Origin of the sequence: Pseudomonas grimontii, assembly GCF_007858185.1 — a bacterium.
GTDB classification, from domain to species: Bacteria; Pseudomonadota; Gammaproteobacteria; order Pseudomonadales; family Pseudomonadaceae; genus Aquipseudomonas; species Aquipseudomonas grimontii.
Genome location: NZ_VFES01000030.1, coordinates 33863 through 54691, shown reverse-complemented (window position 1 = coordinate 54691; position 20829 = coordinate 33863). Strand labels below are relative to the sequence as shown.

Sequence of the window (20829 nt, the reverse complement as noted above, 5' to 3'; positions counted from 1 at the left end):
CGTTCCATGCTCCGGGGCGTTGCGCAGGTGCGATCAGGCTACCGCAAATTTCGACACGACCTGCTTGAGATCCACCGCCAGCCTCGACAGCTCCTGGCTGGCGATCGACGTCTGGCCGGCCGCCGAAGAACTCTGGATGGAAAGATCACGGATGCTGATCAGGTTCTGGTCCACCGAGCGGGCCACATGGGCCTGTTCCTCGGAGGCCGTGGCGATCAACAGGTTGCGCTCATTGATGTCGGTAATGGCTTCGGTGATCTGAGTAATCGCCAGGCCCGCTTCATGGGCAATCTTCAAGGAATCCACCGCTTCGTTGCGGTTGACGGCCATGGAAGACACCGCCTCACTGGAGCACGTCTGGATCTTCGCGATCATCTGCTCGATTTCCTGGGTCGAGCTCTGTGTTCTATGGGCCAGTGCCCGCACTTCGTCGGCCACCACCGCAAAGCCGCGGCCCTGCTCCCCTGCCCTGGCTGCTTCAATGGCGGCGTTCAAGGCCAGCAGGTTGGTTTGCTCGGCAATCGAGCGGATCACTTCAACCACTCGGGCAATATCCTGTGCCTGCTTGGCCAACCCTTCGACTTCGACGCCGGTCTGCTGCACCGTGGCGCTGAGCTTCTCGATTGAGGCGATGGTTTGCGTCACACGCTCCTGGCCGATTTTGGCCGAGCGCTGGGAGTCCTGCGTGGACTGGGAAGCCGATACCGCATTGCGCGCTACTTCTTCCACGGCCGCGGTCATTTCGTTAACCGCCGTGGCGGCCTGATCGGTTTCCATGCTTTGACGTTCAATACCGGCACTGGACTCGCGGGTGATGGCGCTCATCTCCTCGGCCGCCGCAGCCAATTGCCCGGACGCCTCCGAGATATGCTGCAAGGTACTTTTCAGGTTCATCTGCATGGACGCCGTGGACCGTTGCAACGCGGTCAGCTCGTCATTGCCATTGATGGCAATCGCCACGCGCAGATCGCCGTCGGCAATCTTGCCGGTCGATACCAACAATTCACGCACCGGAGTAATGATGCTGCGGGTAAACAGGCTTGCAACCACGACGGTGATCAGCAAGGAGGCGCCCATCAATATCCAGGTGAACAGGCGCGCCGCGTCATATTCGCTGGAAGCCACCTGCACCGCCGCCTTGGAGCCCTGTTCATTCAGCGCGATCAACTCGCTGATCGAACGCTGCACAGCAACGGCAATTGGCCCGTTGACGTCACGCAAATAGGTCGACATCTGTTCAGCGGACAGGGTGGAGGCTTGCACAAGAAACTCATCCATCTTCTGGCTGTAGTTCTTTATGCCGGTCAAGGCGTCGTTGTACTTGGCCCGTTCTTCGGGGCTCGAGACTAACGGTCCATAACGCTCGGCAAGATCAAGGGCTTCCGTGCGTGTGGCTTTGAGTTTTTCCAGGGAGGCCGGATCCTGGCGGCCGATATCCATCGCATAACGACGCAAATCAAGGCGAAGTTTGTAAAAAGCCGAATCTATCTCACCTGCCAAACGAATACTGGGAAGCCAGTTACTTTCGATTTCAACTGTCGATGAATAGACTTTATCGACTTTTATCAGCGTCATTGCTCCTTGTATCAACAGTAGAAGGCACACCACACCAAAACAAAGTGTGGTACGAAAGTTCAACTTCAAGGCTCTCATGGACATCACGGCTCACCCCTTTCCTGGGCCGCGAACTTCACGGCCTGATGGGGCTAATGTGTTGAAAGGAGTGTGAAAAATACGTGACCGCTTATGCAATTTTTCATTAACTAAAAATAAAAAATCCACACTGATTATTACGTAGCTAACTATTAGGATTAGTGTGTAACCCAGGTTGAGATCAAACCATTAACCCACCCGGCGGCAACGGCAGCGCCGTCTTATAGCGCACTTGCTTGAGAGCAAAGCTGGAGCGGATGTTGGCTACGCCCGGCACCTTGGTCAGAAAGTCCATCATGAACCGCTCCAGCGACTGGATCGTCGGCACCAACACCCGGATCAGATAGTCCGGATCGCCGGCCATCAAATAGCACTCCATCACCTCGGGCCGGTCGGAAATCGCGCCTTCGAACTGCTGCAACGCCAGCTCGTTCTGCTTTTCCAGGCTCACATGGATAAACACGTTGACGTGCAGCCCCAGCAAATCGGCGTCGAGCAGCGTGACCTGCTCGCGAATCAGGCCTAGTTCTTCCATCGCCTTGACCCGGTTGAAACACGGTGTGGGCGACAGGTTGACCGAGCGGGCCAGGTCGGCGTTGGTGATCCGCGCATTCTCCTGCAGGGCGTTGAGAATGCCGATATCGGTACGGTCCAGTTTGCGCATGAGACAAAATCACCTGTTTATTATGTTTATGCAGTTTTTTTATCCGCAAATGATCGCGGACGCAATGAAACATAGATAAATATTCTTCTACGCCACGCCTATGATTGTTGTAGGACAAAATTTCTTCTACCCGAAGACTGACTGTCAGCTAGCGCGCCCACTACAAGAAATTCACAAGATCGAGCGTAGAAAGCCATGAATCAGCCGTATGCCCCACTGCGCCTGCACGTTCCCGAACCCTCGGGCCGCCCAGGCTGCAAGACCGACTTTACCTACCTGCGCCTGACCGACGCCGGCCTGGTGCGCAAACCCGCCATCGACGTAGAACCCGCCGACACCGCCGACTTGGCCAAGGGCCTGATCCGCGTGCTCGACGACCAGGGCCAGGCCCTGGGGCCGTGGGCCGAAGGGGTCTCCACGGAAATCATGCGCAAAGGCATGCGCGCCATGCTCAAGACGCGGATCTTCGACAACCGCATGGTGGTCGCCCAGCGTCAGAAGAAAATGTCGTTCTACATGCAAAGCCTCGGCGAAGAGGCCATCGGCAGCGCCCAGGCCCTGGCCTTGAACATCGACGACATGTGCTTCCCCACCTACCGCCAGCAAAGCATCCTGATGGCCCGCGACGTGCCGCTGGTGGACCTGATCTGCCAACTGCTGTCCAACGAACGCGACCCGCTCAAGGGCCGCCAGCTGCCGATCATGTACTCGGTAAAAGACGCGGGTTTCTTCACCATTTCCGGCAACCTCGCCACCCAATTCGTACAGGGTGTGGGCTGGGGCATGGCCTCGGCAATCAAGGGCGACACCAAGATCGCCTCGGCCTGGATCGGCGACGGCGCCACCGCCGAATCCGACTTCCACACCGCCCTCACCTTTGCCCACGTGTACCGCGCGCCGGTGATTCTCAACGTGGTCAACAACCAATGGGCGATTTCCACCTTCCAGGCCATCGCCGGTGGTGAAGCCACCACCTTCGCCGGACGCGGCGTCGGTTGCGGCATCGCCTCCCTGCGCGTGGACGGCAACGACTTTATCGCGGTGTACGCCGCCTCCGCCTGGGCTGCCGAGCGTGCGCGCCGCAACCTCGGGCCAACCCTGATCGAATGGGTCACCTACCGCGCCGGCCCGCACTCCACCTCGGACGATCCATCCAAATACCGCCCCGCCGATGACTGGAGCCACTTCCCGTTGGGCGATCCGATTGCCCGTCTCAAGCAGCACCTGATCAAGAGTGGCCAGTGGTCCGACGAGGAACACGCGGCGGTCAGTGCCGAACTGGAAGCCGAGGTGATCGCCGCGCAGAAACAAGCCGAACAGTACGGCACCCTGGCCGGTGGCCAGATTCCAAGCGCCGCGACCATGTTCGAAGACGTCTATAAAGAGATGCCGGAGCACTTGAAGCGCCAGCGTCAAGAGTTGGGGATCTGACATGAACGATCACAACAACAGCATCGAATTGGAAACCGCCATGACCACCACCACCATGACCATGATCCAGGCCCTGCGCTCTGCCATGGATGTGATGCTTGAGCGTGACGATAACGTGGTGGTGTTCGGCCAGGACGTGGGTTACTTCGGCGGCGTGTTCCGCTGCACCGAAGGCTTGCAGACCAAATACGGCAGCTCGCGGGTGTTCGACGCACCGATCTCGGAAAGCGGCATTATCGGCGTGGCCGTGGGCATGGGTGCCTATGGCCTGCGCCCGGTGGCCGAAATCCAGTTCGCCGACTACGTCTACCCCGCCACCGACCAGATCATCTCCGAAGCGGCGCGCCTGCGTTATCGCTCGGCCGGCCAGTTCACCGCGCCGCTGACCATGCGCATGCCCTGCGGCGGCGGCATCTACGGCGGCCAGACCCACAGCCAGAGCATCGAAGCGGTGTTCACCCAGGTCTGCGGCCTGCGCACGGTGATGCCGTCCAACCCGTATGACGCCAAGGGCCTGCTGATCGCCTCGATCGAAAACGATGACCCGGTGATCTTCCTCGAGCCTAAACGCCTGTACAACGGCCCGTTCGACGGCCACCACGACCGCCCGGTAACACCGTGGTCGAAACACCCGCAAGCGCAAGTGCCGGACGGCTACTACACCGTGCCGCTGGACGTGGCCGCCATCGTGCGTCCGGGTTCGGCCGTGACCGTGCTGACCTACGGCACCACCGTGTATGTGTCGCAAGTCGCCGCCGAAGAAACCGGCATCGACGCCGAAGTCATCGACCTGCGCAGCCTGTGGCCGCTGGACCTGGAAACCATCGTCAAATCCGTGAAGAAAACCGGCCGTTGCGTGGTGGTGCACGAAGCCACCCGCACCTGCGGCTTTGGTGCCGAGCTGGTGGCGCTGGTGCAAGAGCATTGCTTCCACCACCTGGAAGCGCCGATCGAACGCGTCACCGGTTGGGACACCCCCTACCCGCACGCGCAGGAGTGGGCGTATTTCCCAGGCCCGTCCCGAGTGGGCGCGGCGTTGAAACGGGTCATGGAGGTCTGAATGGGCACGCACGTTATCAAGATGCCGGACATTGGCGAAGGCATCGCGGAAGTTGAACTGTCGGTCTGGCATGTGAAGGTCGGTGACATGGTCGTCGAAGACCAGGTGCTGGCGGATGTGATGACCGACAAGGCGATGGTGGACATTCCCTCGCCGGTCCACGGCAAGGTGATTGCCCTCGGCGGCGAGCCGGGTGAAGTCATGGCGGTGGGCAGTATTCTGATCAGCATTGAAGTGGAAGGTGCGGGCAACGCCAACGCCAAAGATGTGCCGGTGGCGAAAGAAGCGCCCAAGGCTGCGCCCACTGTCGAGGCCAAACCTGCACCGGTGGTTGAAAGCAGGCCCGCGCCCGTCGTGACCGCACAGGCCCCCGTGGCCCGCGATGCCGACGAACGCCCCCTGGCCTCCCCCGCCGTGCGCAAGCACGCGCTGGATGCCGGGATTCAACTGCGTCTGGTACAGGGCTCCGGCCCCGCCGGGCGGATCCTGCACGAAGACCTTGACGCCTACCTGCAACAAGGGGCGCCAAAAGCTTCGACGCCAGCCAACCCCTACGCCGAACGCAACGACGAAGAACAGATCCCGGTGATCGGCATGCGCCGCAAGATCGCCCAGCGCATGCAGGACGCCACCCGGCGTGCCGCGCACTTCAGCTATGTGGAAGAGATCGACGTCACCGCCCTCGACGAGCTGCGCGTGCACCTCAACGAGAAGCACGGCGCCACGCGCGGCAAGCTGACGTTGCTGCCGTTTATCGTGCGCGCCATGGTCGTGGCGTTGCGGGACTTCCCGCAGATCAATGCACGTTACGATGACGAAGCCCAGGTCATCACCCGCCTCGGCGCGGTGCATGTGGGCGTCGCCACCCAGAGCGATGTGGGCCTGATGGTGCCGGTGGTGCGTCACGCCGAAGCGCGCAGCCTGTGGGGCAATGCCGAGGAAATTGCGCGGTTGGCCAGCGCCGCGCGCACTGGCAAGGCCAGTCGCGATGAACTGTCGGGGTCGACCATTACCCTGACCAGCCTGGGCGCCTTGGGCGGGATCGTCAGCACCCCGGTGCTGAACCTGCCAGAGGTGGCCATCGTCGGCGTCAACCGTATCGTTGAGCGGCCGATGGTGATCAAGGGCCAGATCGTGATCCGCAAGATGATGAACCTCTCCAGCTCCTTCGATCACCGCGTGGTCGATGGCATGGACGCGGCGCAATTCATCCAGGCCATTCGCGGCCTGCTCGAACAACCCGCCAGCCTGTTCCTGGAGTAAGGGCATGACCCAGACATTGCATACCACGCTGCTGATTATCGGCGGCGGCCCTGGCGGTTATGTGGCCGCCATTCGCGCCGGCCAGCTGGGCATCCCGACGATCCTGGTGGAAGGCCGGGCGTTGGGCGGCACCTGCCTGAACATCGGCTGCATTCCGTCCAAGGCCTTGATTCACGTGGCCGAGCAGTTCCAGCAAACCGTGCACCACAGCCAGGGGTCCCAACTGGGAATCGAGGTGGATGTGCCGACCCTGGACATCCGCAAAAGCGTGGAATGGAAAGACGGCATCGTCGATCGCCTGACCACGGGCGTCGCCGCACTGCTTAAAAAGCACAAAGTGCAGGTGATCCACGGTTGGGCCACGGTGGTGGACGGTAAGACCGTCGACGTCGGCGACCAGCGCATCCAGTGCGAACACCTGCTGCTGGCCACCGGCTCGAAAAGCGTCAACCTGCCGATGCTGCCGATTGGCGGGCCGATCATCTCCTCCACCGAAGCCCTGGCGCCGACCCGCGTGCCCAAGCGCTTGATTGTGGTGGGCGGTGGCTACATCGGCCTGGAGCTGGGGATTGCCTATCGCAAGCTTGGCGCCGAGGTCAGTGTGGTCGAGGCGCAGGACCGCATCCTGCCGGCTTACGACGCCGAACTCACGCAACCGGTGCACGAATCGCTCAAGCAGTTGGGCGTGAAGCTGTACCTCAAGCACAGCGTCACCGGTTTCGAGCACAACAGCCTGCAAGTGCGCGATCCGAATGGCGACACGTTATCGCTGGCGACGGACCAGGTGTTGGTGGCCGTGGGTCGTAAACCCACTACCCAGGGCTGGAACCTCGAAGCGCTGAGCCTGGAGATGAACGGCGCGGCGATCAGGATCGACAGCCGCTGCCAGACCAGCATGCGCAATGTGTATGCCATCGGCGACCTGAGCGGCGAGCCGATGCTGGCGCACCGGGCCATGGCCCAGGGCGAAATGGTTGCCGAACTGATCAGCGGTCAACACCGCGAATTCAACCCGGCGGCGATCCCGGCGGTGTGCTTTACCGACCCGGAACTGGTGGTGGTCGGCAAGACGCCCGATGAAGCCAAGGCCGCCGGCCTGGACTGCATCGTGTCGAGTTTCCCGTTTGCCGCCAACGGCCGCGCGATGACCCTGGAGTCGAAAACCGGCTTCGTACGGGTGGTGGCACGACGTGACAATCATCTGATCGTGGGCTGGCAAGCGGTTGGCGCCGGCGTGTCCGAGCTGTCCACCGCCTTCGGCCTGAGCCTGGAAATGGGTTCGCGCCTGGAGGATGTGGCCGGCACCATCCATGCTCACCCGACCCTGGGTGAAGCGGTGCAGGAAGCTGCGTTAAGAGCGCTGGGGCATGCCTTGCACCTTTGAAGGGGGTGCTAAGGCACCGGCGAATGAAGTATTGTTGCGCCCATTCAGAAAAAAACCGACTTGACCAAAGATAGAGGGTGTCATGGGTAACGAAAGCATCAATTGGGACAAGCTGGGTTTTGACTACATCAAGACCGACAAGCGGTTTCTCCAGACCTGGAAAAACGGCGAATGGCAAACCGGCACCCTGACCGACGACAACGTGCTGCACATCAGCGAGGGCTCTACCGCCCTGCACTACGGCCAGCAGTGCTTCGAAGGCCTCAAGGCCTACCGCTGCAAGGACGGCTCGATCAACCTGTTCCGTCCGGACCAGAACGCCGCGCGCATGCAGCGCAGCTGCGCCCGCCTGCTGATGCCGCACGTCCCGACCGACGCATTCATCGACGCTTGCAAACAAGTGGTCAAGGCCAACGAGCGGTTCATCCCGCCGTACGGTAGCGGCGGCGCGCTGTACCTGCGCCCGTTCGTGATCGGTACCGGTGACAACATTGGCGTGCGTACCGCGCCGGAGTTCATCTTCTCGGTGTTCTGCATCCCGGTCGGCGCCTACTTCAAGGGCGGCCTGGTGCCACACAACTTCCAGATATCCACCTTCGACCGCGCCGCGCCACAAGGCACCGGTGCCGCCAAGGTCGGTGGCAACTACGCCGCCAGCCTGATGCCGGGCTCGGAAGCGAAAAAATCCGGTTTCGCCGATGCGATCTACCTGGACCCGATGACCCACTCGAAAATCGAAGAAGTCGGCTCGGCCAACTTCTTCGGGATCACCCACGACAACAAGTTCATCACACCGAAGTCGCCTTCGGTGCTGCCAGGCATCACCCGCCTGTCGCTGATCGAACTGGCCCAGACCCGCCTGGGCCTGGAAGTGGTCGAGGGCGAAGTGTTCATCGACAAACTGGACCAGTTCAAGGAAGCCGGCGCCTGCGGTACTGCTGCGGTAATCTCGCCGATCGGCGGTATCCAGTACAACGGCCAGCTGCATGTGTTCCACAGCGAGACCGAAGTCGGCCCGATCACCCAGAAGCTCTACAAAGAGCTGACCGGCGTGCAGACCGGCGACGTAGAAGCGCCAGCGGGTTGGATCGTGAAGGTCTAACAGCTTCAACGCATAACCCATGTGGGAAGGGGCGGTGCGACGATTCGACTTGCCCCCGATGGCGGCCTCTGGGCCGACCATTTGCTGGGGTTGGAATGAGTACATATCCTTTGCTGCGGTAACGCCGGCTATGGGTTCCGCCCTTACGGCGGCTCACTTTTGAAAAGCGCAAAAGTAAGCAAAACGCTTCGCCCCACCACTCGGCACCTCGCCCAGGCTCGGTGTGCCCGTAATCCGACAGTGATTTGGGTGGCCGCCTAAGATCAAGATCAACAGCAAGATCAAGGGCGACTCGCTTCGCATCGTGGTTACCTTTGGCGGCTACAACGTTGTGTAGATACCCATGGCCATCGGGGGCAAGCCCCCTCCCACATTTGCTCTCCGGCGTATTCAAGATTCTTTCGGAATGTTCTCGGCAATCTTCTTGCCCATGCTGATCCTCGCCTCCACCCCATACCCCAGCGCCTCGTAAAACCCCGCCACCGCATCATTGCCACCGGTGATCTGCAGGTTGATCTTCATGCAGCCCAAGGCCGTCAGTGCCTGTTCCGCATGCCGCACCAGCGAGGCCCCCAGGCCATGACGCCGATAGTCGGCGTGCACAGCCACGGAATACAACCAGCCGCGATGGCCGTCGTAGCCGGCAAGAATCGTCCCGATCACGGTTTTTTTGTCGGTCGCCACGAAAAACAGCCCGTCATTGACCGCCAGTTTCTTATCGATCGCCAAGGTCGGCAGGTTATGCGCCGTGTCATAACCAAACGCCTCCTGCCATAACGCCACCACCTGCGCCCGATGCTGGCGGTCGCGGTACGGCCCGATGGGATGGCGCGACAGCAGCGCCTTTTCCATCACCAACGTGCGCTCATTGCCGTGGTAGACATCGCGTACCGTGTGAAAACCCAGCTTGGTGTAGAACGGCTCGGCGGTCAGCGAAGACGGCACACTCAGCGTCGTCACCCCCGCGTCCCGCGCGCGCAGTTCGATTTCAAGCATCAGCAACCGGCCAATGCCCTGCCCTTGCAGCGCCGGGTTGACGAACACCGAGCGCACCACATTGGCATCCAACGCAGCCGTGGCGACGATCACCTGGTCCTGGACCGCCACCAGCACCACACGGTGCTTGAGCAGCTCCAGCACCGCGTCCGGCGTGAAGTTGCTTGCCACCCGGGCAATCACATCCGCCGGATAATCCCGCGCATTGCTGCTGTGCAAGGCCGCGAGGATGACCTGGCTGATCCCTTCGGCATCGTCGGATTGGGCAAGACGTACGACGGTAGACATGATTCCTCCTGGCTGAGACAGCTATGGCAAATACCACAATACCCTCTCCCGCCTTTTGATCCCATTACAGACCCAACAGCCGATTCGGCTGTATCACCCACCTTTTCAGCTTTACCCGCTGGGCGCGCTCCTTGTTTCAGCCGGGATTCATCGGCCCGAACGCAGACAATAGCCCGACTGCCCACGCTCGCTGCGCCGAGCTACGCACAGCAGAAAACGCTCGCCGCGTTCACCGCAGCCCCTCTCGAACAACAAGGAGCCTCTCCATGACCCGCTACATCGACGTCAACGACCTCAGCTATCTGGTCGCGCAAAAAGGCCTGCAAACCTGCCTCATCGAAATGGCCGAGTACATTCGCGCCGACTACCTGCGCTGGCAGGATTTCGAGAAGTGCGCACGTCTGGCCAATCACTCCCCGGAGGGTGTGATCGAACTGATGCCGGTGTCCGACGCCTCGCTGTATGCCTTCAAGTACGTCAATGGTCACCCGAAAAACACGCTGGCGGGCATGCTCACGGTCATGGCATTCGGCGCTCTGGGCGATGTGGACACCGGCAAACCGTTGCTGCTGGCCGAAATGACCCTGACCACCGCCATCCGCACTGCCGCCACCTCGGCACTGGTGGCGCGCTATCTGGCACGTGACAACAGCCGCAGCATGGCGTTGATCGGCAACGGCTCCCAGAGTGAGTTCCAGGCCCTGGCCTTCCACGCGATGCTCGGCATCGACGAGATTCGCCTGTTCGATATCGACACCAAGGCCACCGCCAAGCTCGCAGCCAACCTCAAAGCGTTCCCGGCGATCAAGGTGATCCTCGCCGCCAGCGTGGCAGACGCTGTGAAAGGCGCGGATATCGTCACCACCGTTACCGCCGACAAAGCCTACGCCACCATTCTGACCGACGAGATGATTGAGCCGGGCATGCACCTCAACGCCGTGGGCGGCGACTGCCCGGGCAAGACCGAACTGGACCGACGCATCGTCGAGCGCGCCCGTGTGATCGTCGAGTACGAACCCCAAAGCCGCATCGAAGGTGAGATCCAGCACATGCCGCACGACTCGCCAGTGACCGAACTGTGGCAGGTGATCAACGGCCAGCTCCCTGGCCGCGAACATGTGCAACAGATCACGCTGTTCGACTCAGTCGGGTTTGCCATCGAGGACTATTCAGCCCTTCGATATGTGTTGGATGCCGCCAAGGCACTGGACCTGGGCAGCGACTTGGAACTGGTGCCCGTGTTGGCCGACCCCAAGGACCTGTTTGCCCGTTTGGCCCGCCAACCTGCCGCGCAACAGAAGAAACGCGCCTGACACGTGCAGGCCCAGTGGCAAAGTCGTGCAGACGTTGGCCAGGGAAGGCCGTACCATACTCGTCACGCAATCGACGAACGCTTGCTCCCCTTCTTCCCAACCGCTTGAAGTGAACCCATGGATACCAAGGCCAACGGACCCCACTCCGCCCCTGCGCTGGATCGCATCGATGAGGCGATCATCGAAGTACTGCGCCATCAGGGGCGTATCACCTACGAAAAGCTCTCGTCGCTGGTACACCTCACCCCCAGACCCTGCCTGGAGCGGGTGCGCAAGCTGGAGCGACGCGGAGTGATCCGTGGGTACGGCGCGATCATCGATGTGCAGATGGTCTCGCCAGGACTGTCGCTGCTGGTGCTGGTGGCCTTGTCCAACCAGAGCGGGCGCTCGGCGCAGAAGGCCTTCGAAGCGTGTATGAAGGCTTGCCCCCAGGTGTTCGAATGCCAACTGATCAGCGGGCCGTTCGACTACAGCCTGCGCATGCGCTGCCGGGATATGGAGCACTACCGGGTGGTATCGGAGATCTGGCTGAACAATGATGAGCTGCACATCGATAAGTTGGTTGCGCATCCGGAGTTGGCGGTGGTGAAAAATACCGCCATCGAACTGGCCTGAGCCCCACTCGCCAAGCCAATGAGGATCGAATGTGGGAGGGGGCTTGCTCCCGATAGCGGTGGGTCAGTGAAAGATGAGCTGACTGACACACTGCTATCAGGAGCAAGTCGAATCGTCGCACCGCCCCTCCCACATTTTTAACCATGCCCGCTTAAGATTTTCTTACCTTGGCGTGCCCCCACCAGCTTCGCCTGCCCATCCTTCTGCTTCCCCGTACGCGCCTCGCTGATCAGCCCCGGGATCAGCTTGCCCTCCGGCAAGTTCTTCCAGAACCGACTCGGCAAGTGCCCCTCCATCACCTTGGGGTTCAACCGCGCCGGGTTGAAGATATGGCTGTAGTAGGTCAGCCACATCGCGCTGTGGGGATCCTCGACATTCTGCGCCAGCTGCTGCCATGCCTCGGGGCACTTTCGCTGGTGGATCAACTGCTCACCGTCGTAATACACCCCGTCCAGCGGCGTGGCGATCATCCAGCGATGGCGCCCCATGCGCCCGACAAAATGCTGGCTGGCCGATTTGAGGATGTCATGGGCCGGTTCATGCCAGGCCACGTACTCCGGTAACTCAGGCCCCGCCCCTGCCGGCAGGGCGATAAAGCGCACGAACGCATGCAGGTGATGGGCCTCGCGACTCACCTGCTTGATGCGCCGCTGCAGCTCACTGCCGAGTTTATCCCCTGCCAGCATCGCGGTGCGGTCGCCATGGCTGACGCGCCACAGCACTTCGTACAACACACTCCAACGCTGGTCGCCGTGGTAACAGGCGGCCGATTCCAACAGCTCCAGCAGCGCCTTGGGAATTCGCGCCTGGAACGGCCCCAAGCCTTCGGGGATCGGCTCATCGGTCGCAAACAGGTCCGCCGCCTGCACCTCGCCCCAACTCACCTGGCTCGGGTCGACCTGATGGCTGAGCAGCCAGCGTGCCTGTTCGCGCCAGGTGCTGAAGAGGTCATCGCATTCCAGGCTGATCATCCCCACAACCCCATCTGTTGCGGTTGCGGACGGTCGCGCAGCTGTTCGCGCAGCAGCACGCTGGTGCTGTCCGCCTGTTGCGGGTGGTAGTCACTGGTGATGAAAAACGGCTTGGCCTTGGCCAGCACACAGCGCATGCGTGCCAGGTCTTCGAAGCGGATCTTGCGTTCGCGACGCAGGTCCACCAGGCGCTGGGTGGTGCGCAGGCCGATCCCCGGAATACGTGCGATCAAGGTCGGCTCGGCGCGATTCAGGTCCAGGGGGAACACCTCGCGGTGCTCCAGGGCCCAGGCCAGCTTGGGGTCGATGTCCAGGGCCAGGTGGCCGGGGCCTTCGAACAGTTCGTTGGCACTGAAGCCGTAGCTGCGCAGCAAAAAATCCGCCTGATACAAGCGATGCTCGCGCATCAACGGTGGCGCGGCCAGGGGTACGCTTTTCGGGCTGTTGGGGATGGGGCTGAAGGCCGAGTAATACACGCGGCGCAGCTTGAAGTTGCCATACAGCGCCTCGGCACTGTGAAGGATGGTGCTGTCGTCGGTCTCGTCGGCGCCGACGATCATCTGCGTGCTCTGCCCGGCCGGGGCGAAACGCGGCGCGCGGGGTTCGTTCAGGACCGTCTGCTCGCCGGTGTAGATGGTCTGCATGGCCTGCTTGATCGAGACGATCTGTTTTTCCGGCGCCAGGGTTTGCAGGCTGGCATCGGTGGGCAGTTCGATATTCACGCTGAGGCGATCGGCGTAGCGCCCGGCCTCGGCAATCAGCGCCGGGTCGGCTTCGGGGATGGTCTTGAGGTGGATGTAACCGCGAAAGTCATGCTCTTCGCGCAGCAGTTTGGCCACGCGCACCAACTGCTCCATGGTGTAGTCGGCCGAACGAATGATGCCGGAGCTGAGAAACAGGCCGCTGACGCAGTTGCGCTTGTAGAAATCCAGGGTCAGGGTGACCACCTCCTCCGGGCTGAAGCGTGCGCGGGGCACGTCGCTGGAGCGGCGGTTGACGCAGTATTGGCAGTCGTAGAGGCAGAAGTTGGTGAGCAGCACCTTGAGCAGCGACACGCAGCGACCGTCCGGCGTGTAGCTGTGGCAGATCCCCATGCCATCGGTGGAACCCAGCCCCGCCTTGCCCTCCGAACTGCGCTTGGGCGCACCACTGCTGGCGCAGGAGGCGTCGTACTTGGCGGCGTCGGCAAGGATGCTGAGTTTTTCGATCAACTGCATGGAGGGCTACCGATACTGGTTTTTTGTACAGTATCAGAGCATAGCTACAAGCTACAAGCTACAAGCTACAAGCTTGGAGCCTGCAGCTTGTAGCTTGTAGCTTGTAGCTTGCAGCTTTCGTCAACTGGCGGTGGCCAGGAGCAGATCCTGCACCGACCGGCCCTTGCCACGGCTACGGTCGTTTTCGAACAGCGACGCCGCAATCTCATCCGCACGAATCGGTAGCACCGACAGCAACGTATCGCTCAAGCCATGGCTGGCCTGGCTGAAGCCCTGGATGTAGATGCCGGCGTTGCAGCGCTCATCGGTGACGATGCGGTAGTCGCGCGCGACTTCAAAATCGCCCAGATATTCCTCCAGCGGCGCCAGCAGTGCGCGATGCGTCTCGCGCTCGTAGCCGGTGGCAAGGATCACCGCGTCGTAATGGTTGACGCTGGTTTCGCCATTGGCGTTGTTGCGCAGGGCCAGTTCGATGCCCAGGGGGCCGGGGGTCGCCTTCTCGACCACGGTCATGGTGCGGAAGGCCTGGCGGGCGATGCCGGAGACTTTCTGGCGGTAGAAAATCCCGTAGATGCGCTCGATCAGGTCGAGGTCGACCACCGAATAGTTGGTGTTCTGGTACTCGGCGACCAGGCGCTCGCGCTCGGCACCGACTTGCTGGAACACCAGGTCGGTGAAGGCCGGCGAGAACACTTCGTTGACGAACGGGCTGTCATCGGCCGGCTTGAGCGCCGAACCGCGCAGGATCATGTCGACCTGCACCGAGGGGAAGCTGTCATTCAGGTCGATAAAGGCTTCGGCCGCGCTCTGGCCACCACCGATGATTGCGATGCGCATCGCCTTGCCGTCCACGCAAGGCTGGGTGGCCATGCGCTCCAGGTACTGGGAATGGTGGAACACCCGGCTGTCGCCCTTGAGGGCCTTGAATGTTTCGGGAATGCGCGGCGTGCCGCCGGCGCTGACCACCACCGAACGCGTAGTGCGCACATGCTGCTCGCCCACCGCATCGCGGGAGATCACGCGCAGCGCCTCCACCTGCTGCTGGTGCAGGATCGGCTCGATGGCCAGCACTTCCTCGCCGTAGCGGGCCTGGGCCTGGAACTGCCCGGCGACCCAGCGCAGGTAGTCGTTGTACTCCATGCGGCACGGGTAAAAGGTGCCCAGGTTGATGAAGTCCACCAGGCGGTCGTGGGCTTTCAGGTAATTGACGAAGGAGTACGGGCTGGTGGGGTTGCGCAGGGTCACCAGGTCCTTGAGGAACGAAATCTGCAGCTCGCTCTGGGTCACCAGGGTATTGCCGTGCCAGCGGTAATCGGCCTGTTTGTCGAGAAACAGTACGTCCAGTTTGCCCTGCGCCTTTTCGCGCTCCTGCAGGGCGATGGCCAGCGCCAGGTTCGAAGGGCCAAAACCGATACCGATCAGGTCGTGAACCGCGGGCGAAGCAATTGCCTGTGTCATTCCAGTGTCCTCTGGATAAGCCCCTTGGCGGTGGGGCGGGAATACCTTCGAGACCTGCACAACAGGTCATGTGTTGATAGGAAACGAGGACAGTGAATTAAAATTTAACTGATCAGCGATCAGTGCGCGTCCCACTCGCGCATCCGCACCCGGCAATGCTTCATGGCGTTAACGATGTGTTTTTCCACCAGGGTGCGGGAAATACCCAGGCGCTCGGCGATTTGCAGGTGGCTCAGGCCCTCAAGCTTGCGCAGCAGGAAGCTGTCGCGACAGGCCGCCGGCAGCTCGGCCAGGGCGCGTTCGAGCATGGCCAGGCGTTGGGCGTAGGCATGGGTGGCATGGGGCGAACAGGCGGCGAAGCGCTCCTCGCTGTCGAGTACATCCAGGGGTTCGACCTGGCGCAAGGCGTTACGCCGGTGGCCGTCGATCACCAGGTTCAGCGCGGTGCGATACAAAAAGGCGCGCGGCTGTTCGATGGGGGTACCGCTGGATCGTTCCAGCACCCGGACGTAAGCGTCATGCACCACATCCTCGGCCACCTGACGGTTGCCCAGCTTGGCGTTGAGGAAGCACACCAGCTCGCGATAGTAGTTTTCCAACATGACTCCTGGCCTCCAGGCCGCGGCATTAGGTCCTTGGGTGCAAAAAAGACAGCGTATTCAGTAATGGCAGTTTGGGTAGGTGCAATTTATAGTAATTCTCATCTACTTTTAAACAAGACTTGCATCCACAGGCCGATTTTTTTTCGCACAAGACCTGTAACCGCTTATGTAACGGCCTAAATCCTCGGCCAATTCTCTCGTTTAACTGTCAGCTCTGCGCAACTGCGCTCCGAACTTTCCTGGCTGGAACCTAAGCATGAAACGCCCTCGCCCTGCCCGACGCGCCTTGCTAGCTATCGCGTGCCTGATTCCCATCATCGCCGTCGCCGCCTGGCAGGTGTTGCCGCCGGGGCGTGAGACCCTGACCACCGTCACCGTCACCCGCGGCAATATCGAAAACAGCGTCACGGCCCTGGGCACCCTGCAACCGCGCCGTTATGTCGACGTGGGCGCCCAGGCGTCCGGGCAGATCCGCAAGATCCACGTTGAAGCCGGCGATCAGGTGCAGGAAGGCCAATTGCTGGTGGAGATCGACCCTTCCACGCAAAAAGCCAAGCTCGACGCCAGCCGTTATGCCATCGAAAACCTCAAGGCGCAGTTGCAGGAGCAAAAGGCCCAGCACGCACTGGCGCGCCAGAAGTACCAACGCCAGCAGCGCCTGGCCGCAGGCAACGCCACGCGCGAGGAAGACGTGCAAACCGCCAAGGCCGAACTGAGCGCCACCCAGGCCCGGATGGACATGTTCCAGGCCCAGATTCTCCAGGCCCAGGCCAGCCTGCGCAGCGATGAAGCGGAACTGGGCTACACGCGCATCTACGCACCGATGACCGGCACCGTAGTCGCGGTAGACGCGCGGGTCGGCCAGACCCTCAATGCCCAGCAGCAGACGCCGCTGATCCTGCGCATCGCCAAATTGTCGCCGATGACCGTGTGGGCCGAAGTCTCGGAAGCCGACATCGGCCACGTCAAACCCGGCATGACCGCCTATTTCACCACCCTCAGCGGCGGCAACCGGCGCTGGACCAGCACCGTGCGCCAGATCCTGCCGATCCCACCCAAGCCACTGAATGAAACCCAAGGCAGCGGCAGCCCCAACAGCTCCGGCAAAAGCGGTACCGGCCGCGTGGTGCTGTACACCGTGCTGCTGGATGTGGACAACGGCGACAACGCCTTGATGGCCGAAATGACCACCCAGGTGTTTTTCGTCGCCAGCCAGGCCAAGGACGTCCTCACCGCGCCGGTCGCCGCGCTGCTGGGCACCTCAAGTGCCGACAAGCAGATCGCCCGCGTGGTCGCCACCAACGGCCGCATCGAAGAACGTGAAGTGCGCCTGGGCATCAGTGATCGCCTGCGGGTCGAAGTACTCGACGGCCTGCACGAAGGCGATCACCTGCTGATCGGCCCGGCCGACGGCAACGGGGGTTGAGGTGACCACGCCGCTGATCGAACTCAAGAACATCCGCAAATCCTACGGCGGCGGCGACAGCCCGCAGGTCGATGTGTTGCGCGGCATCGACCTGTCGATCCATGCCGGGGAATTCGTCGCCATCGTCGGGGCTTCCGGTTCCGGCAAGTCCACGCTGATGAATATCCTCGGTTGCCTCGACCGCCCAAGCACAGGCGAGTACCTGTTCGCCGGGGAAAACGTCGCCCACCTGGACAGCGACGAACTCGCCTGGCTGCGCCGCGAGGCCTTTGGCTTTGTGTTTCAGGGCTACCACTTGATCCCCTCGGGCTCGGCCCAGGAGAACGTCGAGATGCCGGCGATCTACGCCGGTATCAGCGCCGCCGAGCGCCATGCCCGCGCCCATGCGCTGCTCACCCGCCTGGGCCTGGCCGAGCGCACCGGCAACCGGCCGCACCAGCTGTCCGGCGGGCAACAACAGCGCGTCTCTATCGCTCGGGCGCTGATGAACGGCGGCCACATCATCCTCGCCGATGAACCCACCGGCGCCCTCGACAGCCACAGCGGCGCCGAGGTGATGACCCTGCTGGACGAACTGGCCAGCCAGGGCCACGTGGTGATCCTGATCACCCACGACCGTGAAGTGGCGGCGCGCGCCAACCGCATGATTGAAATTCGCGATGGCCTGATCATCAGTGACTCGGCCGATGACGGCGCAGCCCCGCCACCGGCCACCCGCGGCGCGTTGCAAGCCGTGGACCTGCGCCAGCGCCTGGCCGACGGCGCCGAACACAATGGCGCGTGGAAAGCCGAATTGCTCGACGCGGTGCAAGCCGCCTGGCGGGTGATGTGGATCAATCGGTTCCGCACCGCACTGACCCTGCTGGGGATCATCATCGGCGTGGCCTCGGTGGTGGTGATGCTGGCCGTCGGTGAGGGCAGCAAGCGCCAGGTCATGGCGCAGATGGGGGCGTTCGGCTCCAACATTATCTACCTCAGCGGATCGTCGCCCAACCCGCGCACGCCGCCGGGTATCGTCACCATCGATGACGTCCACGCACTCGCGGCATTACCCCAGGTCCAACGCATCATGCCGGTCAACGGCAGCGAAGCCGGGGTGCGCTTCGGCAACGTCGACTACATGGCCTATGTGGGCGGCAATGACACCAACTTCCCGGATATTTTCAATTGGCCGGTGGTCGAGGGCAGTTACTTCACGGCGGCCGACGAGCGTGCGGCCGCCACCGTGGCCGTGATCGGTCATCGCGTGCGTGAAAAGCTGTTCAAGGGTGAAGTCGACCCCATCGGCCAGTACATCCTGATTGAAAACGTACCGTTCCAAGTGATCGGCGTGCTGGCGGAAAAAGGCGCCAGCTCCGGTAACAAGGACAGCGATGACCGTATCGCCATCCCCTACACCGCCGCCAGCGTGCGGCTGTTCGGCAGCTACAACCCCGAATACGTGGTGATTGCCGCCGCCGATGCGCGCAAGGTCCGCGAGGCCGAGGTGGCCATCGATCAGTTGATGCAAAAGCTGCACAACGGCAAGCGCGACTACGAGCTGACCAACAACGCGGCGATGATCCAGGCCGAGGCGCACACCCAGAACACCCTGTCGCTGATGCTCGGCTCGATTGCTGCGATTTCCCTGCTGGTAGGCGGTATTGGCGTGATGAACATCATGCTGATGACCGTGCGTGAACGGACGCGCGAGATCGGCATCCGCATGGCCACCGGCGCGCGCCAGCGCGACATCCTGCGCCAGTTCCTGACCGAGGCGGTGATGCTTTCGGTGGTCGGCGGCCTGTGCGGTATCGCCCTGGCACTGCTGGTTGGCGGCATGCTGGTACTGGCCCAGGTGGCGGTGCAGTTTTCCCTGGTGGCGGTGCTTGGCGCATTTGGTTGCGCACTGGTCACCGGCGTCGTATTCGGCTTCATGCCGGCCCGTAAAGCTGCCCGGCTCGATCCGGTTAAGGCGTTGACCAGTGAATAAACGATCCATCCCCTCGCACCTGTCTGCATTTAGCCTGTGCCTGCTGCTCACTGCCTGCGCCGGTGAACCGCCCGCCGTGGACAGCGGCATTGCAGCGCCAGCCGCCTGGCAGTTCGCCGAGCGCGACGCGGCCCAGGCCACCAACCAGCGCTGGTGGACGCAGTTCGGCAGCCCGCAGTTGAACCGCCTGGTCGAGCAGGCCCGCCATGACAGTGTCGACGTCGCCGCCGCCATGGCCCGCGTGCGCCAGGCCCAGGCCAGTGCGGTGATCGCCGGGGCACCGCTGTTGCCCGAGGTGAAGTTCAACCTCGCCACCAGTCACCAGAAACTGCTGCACGGCCCCGGCGGGCCGGAGCTGGACGCCTCGCAAAGCGATGACGCCGTGGACAATTTCGGTGCCAACCTTACCGCCAGCTATGAGGTGGACTTCTGGGGAGGCCGCGCCGCTGCCCGTGACAGCGCCCTGCACAGCCTGCGTGCCAGCGAGTTCGACCAGGCCACCGTGGAACTGACCCTGCTCAGCAACGTGGCCGACCGCTACGCGCAAACCCTGGCCGCGCGCCAGCGCCAACAGATCGCCGAGTTGAACCTGGCCAACGCACGTAACGTGCTCGCTCTGGTGCAAACCCGCTACGACGCGGGCTCCGCCACGGCCCTCGAACTGGCCCAGCAGAAAAGCCTGGTGGCCAGCCAGCAACGCCAACTGCCGTTGATTCAACAACTGGTCGAAGAATCCCAGATCACCCTCGCCGCCCTCCTCGGCCAGCCGGTCCAGGCCCTGGACCTGGGCACCGAACCCTTCCAGGACCTGGCCTGGCCCACCATCGGCGCCGGCATGCCCAGCCAGTTGCTCAGTCGCCGGCCGGACATCGCCAAGGCCGAGGCCCAACTGGCGGCAGCGCAAGCGGATGTCACCGTGGCCCGCGCCGCCATGCTGCCAGCCCTGACCCTCGGCGCCACACTCGGCTCCGACGCCTACAAGGCCCTGGACGTCCTGCGCAGCCCCTACTACACGCTGACCGCCGGCCTGGTCGGGCCGATCTTCAACAACGGCCGTTTAAGCGCCGAACGGGACAAGGCCCGCGCGCGCCAGGATGAGCTGCTGTACACCTACCGAGGCGCGATCATCAACGGGTTTGCCGATGTGGAAAAAGCCCTCAGCAGCATCACGCGCCTGGACCAGCAGCGCCAATGGCAAACGGAAGAACTGCAACAGGCCCGGACGGCCTTCCAGATCGCCGAAAGCCGCTACCAGGCGGGTGCCGAAGACTTGCTGACGGTACTGGAAACCCAGCGCACCCTGTATGCCGCCCAGGACTTGAACGTGCAATTGCGACTGTCACGCCTGCAGGCCAGCATCGCGCTGTACAAGGCATTGGGCGGCGGTTGGAAAACCAGCATCTGATAAACGAAA

General features: G+C 62.3%; 17 protein-coding genes. 10 read left to right on the top strand and 7 right to left on the bottom strand.

Annotated features, from left to right (window positions below; genetic code table 11):
* Positions 1 to 33: 33 nt before the first annotated feature.
* Together FIV39_RS29880 and FIV39_RS29875 are read right to left on the bottom strand one after the other, a co-directional pair.
* A complete protein-coding gene (locus FIV39_RS29880) occupies positions 34 to 1653 on the bottom strand; it encodes a methyl-accepting chemotaxis protein (protein WP_390620719.1) in 1620 nt (539 codons plus the stop codon).
* Between the two features lie 181 nt (positions 1654 to 1834).
* Positions 1835 to 2317 carry an Lrp/AsnC family transcriptional regulator gene (locus FIV39_RS29875; protein WP_027606189.1) on the bottom strand — a complete coding sequence of 161 codons (483 nt, stop codon included), beginning with the start codon at positions 2315 to 2317 and terminating at the stop codon, positions 1835 to 1837.
* Between the two features lie 195 nt (positions 2318 to 2512).
* Between FIV39_RS29875 and FIV39_RS29870 the strand changes: the two genes are divergently transcribed.
* The 5 genes from FIV39_RS29870 (at position 2513) to FIV39_RS29850 (ending at position 8557) form a co-directional block, all read left to right on the top strand.
* Positions 2513 to 3748 carry a 3-methyl-2-oxobutanoate dehydrogenase (2-methylpropanoyl-transferring) subunit alpha gene (locus FIV39_RS29870; protein WP_090406042.1) on the top strand — a complete coding sequence of 412 codons (1236 nt, stop codon included), beginning with the start codon at positions 2513 to 2515 and terminating at the stop codon, positions 3746 to 3748.
* A 1-nt stretch (position 3749) separates the two neighbouring features.
* A complete protein-coding gene (locus FIV39_RS29865; RefSeq protein ID WP_032888135.1) occupies positions 3750 to 4808 on the top strand; it encodes an alpha-ketoacid dehydrogenase subunit beta in 1059 nt (352 codons plus the stop codon).
* On the top strand, positions 4809 to 6071 hold the full coding sequence (locus tag FIV39_RS29860) for a dihydrolipoamide acetyltransferase family protein (protein ID WP_090406046.1): 1263 nt from the start codon (positions 4809 to 4811) through the stop codon (positions 6069 to 6071). It begins immediately after the preceding gene.
* A 4-nt stretch (positions 6072 to 6075) separates the two neighbouring features.
* Positions 6076 to 7455, top strand: a complete 1380-nt coding sequence (lpdA, locus tag FIV39_RS29855; protein ID WP_090406049.1) for a dihydrolipoyl dehydrogenase — start codon at positions 6076 to 6078, stop codon at positions 7453 to 7455.
* An 82-nt stretch (positions 7456 to 7537) separates the two neighbouring features.
* Positions 7538 to 8557 carry a branched-chain amino acid aminotransferase gene (locus FIV39_RS29850; RefSeq protein ID WP_090406052.1) on the top strand — a complete coding sequence of 340 codons (1020 nt, stop codon included), beginning with the start codon at positions 7538 to 7540 and terminating at the stop codon, positions 8555 to 8557.
* Between the two features lie 390 nt (positions 8558 to 8947).
* On the opposite strand, the gene FIV39_RS29840 is transcribed toward FIV39_RS29850, so the two are convergent.
* The gene (locus tag FIV39_RS29840; RefSeq protein ID WP_090406055.1) at positions 8948 to 9841 is read right to left on the bottom strand and encodes a GNAT family acetyltransferase; all 894 of its coding nucleotides are present in this window, start codon (positions 9839 to 9841) and stop codon (positions 8948 to 8950) included.
* Positions 9842 to 10107: 266 nt separating this feature from the next.
* On the opposite strand from FIV39_RS29840, the gene FIV39_RS29835 reads away from it, so the two are divergent.
* Together FIV39_RS29835 and FIV39_RS29830 are read left to right on the top strand one after the other, a co-directional pair.
* Complete coding sequence (locus tag FIV39_RS29835) at positions 10108 to 11154, top strand: ornithine cyclodeaminase (protein WP_090406058.1); 1047 nt, start codon at positions 10108 to 10110, stop codon at positions 11152 to 11154.
* 117 nt (positions 11155 to 11271) lie between these two features.
* Complete coding sequence (locus FIV39_RS29830) at positions 11272 to 11769, top strand: Lrp/AsnC family transcriptional regulator (RefSeq protein WP_090406061.1); 498 nt, start codon at positions 11272 to 11274, stop codon at positions 11767 to 11769.
* Between the two features lie 137 nt (positions 11770 to 11906).
* Here FIV39_RS29830 and FIV39_RS29825 read toward each other — a convergent pair whose 3' ends face one another.
* From FIV39_RS29825 to FIV39_RS29810, 4 genes are all read right to left on the bottom strand, one after another.
* A complete protein-coding gene (locus tag FIV39_RS29825; RefSeq protein ID WP_090406064.1) occupies positions 11907 to 12740 on the bottom strand; it encodes a TIGR03915 family putative DNA repair protein in 834 nt (277 codons plus the stop codon).
* The gene (locus FIV39_RS29820) at positions 12737 to 13957 is read right to left on the bottom strand and encodes a putative DNA modification/repair radical SAM protein (RefSeq protein WP_027606175.1); all 1221 of its coding nucleotides are present in this window, start codon (positions 13955 to 13957) and stop codon (positions 12737 to 12739) included. Before FIV39_RS29820 ends, FIV39_RS29825 begins: the two co-directional genes overlap by 4 nt.
* Positions 13958 to 14077: 120 nt before the next feature.
* On the bottom strand, positions 14078 to 15415 hold the full coding sequence (locus FIV39_RS29815; protein ID WP_090406067.1) for a lysine N(6)-hydroxylase/L-ornithine N(5)-oxygenase family protein: 1338 nt from the start codon (positions 15413 to 15415) through the stop codon (positions 14078 to 14080).
* Positions 15416 to 15534: 119 nt separating this feature from the next.
* Positions 15535 to 16017, bottom strand: a complete 483-nt coding sequence (locus FIV39_RS29810) for a sigma-70 family RNA polymerase sigma factor (protein WP_090406070.1) — start codon at positions 16015 to 16017, stop codon at positions 15535 to 15537.
* Positions 16018 to 16273: 256 nt separating this feature from the next.
* On the opposite strand from FIV39_RS29810, the gene FIV39_RS29805 reads away from it, so the two are divergent.
* Genes FIV39_RS29805 through FIV39_RS29795 form a run of 3 tightly spaced genes read left to right on the top strand, consistent with a single transcriptional unit; the run spans position 16274 to position 20820 of the window.
* Positions 16274 to 17443: an efflux RND transporter periplasmic adaptor subunit gene (locus FIV39_RS29805; RefSeq protein ID WP_090406073.1), complete on the top strand. Its 1170-nt coding sequence runs from the start codon at positions 16274 to 16276 to the stop codon at positions 17441 to 17443.
* Between the two features lies 1 nt (position 17444).
* Positions 17445 to 19415: a MacB family efflux pump subunit gene (locus tag FIV39_RS29800; protein WP_146371672.1), complete on the top strand. Its 1971-nt coding sequence runs from the start codon at positions 17445 to 17447 to the stop codon at positions 19413 to 19415.
* Entirely contained in the window at positions 19408 to 20820 is a 1413-nt protein-coding gene (locus tag FIV39_RS29795; RefSeq protein ID WP_090406079.1) for an efflux transporter outer membrane subunit, read from the top strand. The genes FIV39_RS29800 and FIV39_RS29795 overlap by 8 nt, the downstream gene beginning before the upstream one ends.
* Positions 20821 to 20829 lie beyond the last annotated feature (9 nt).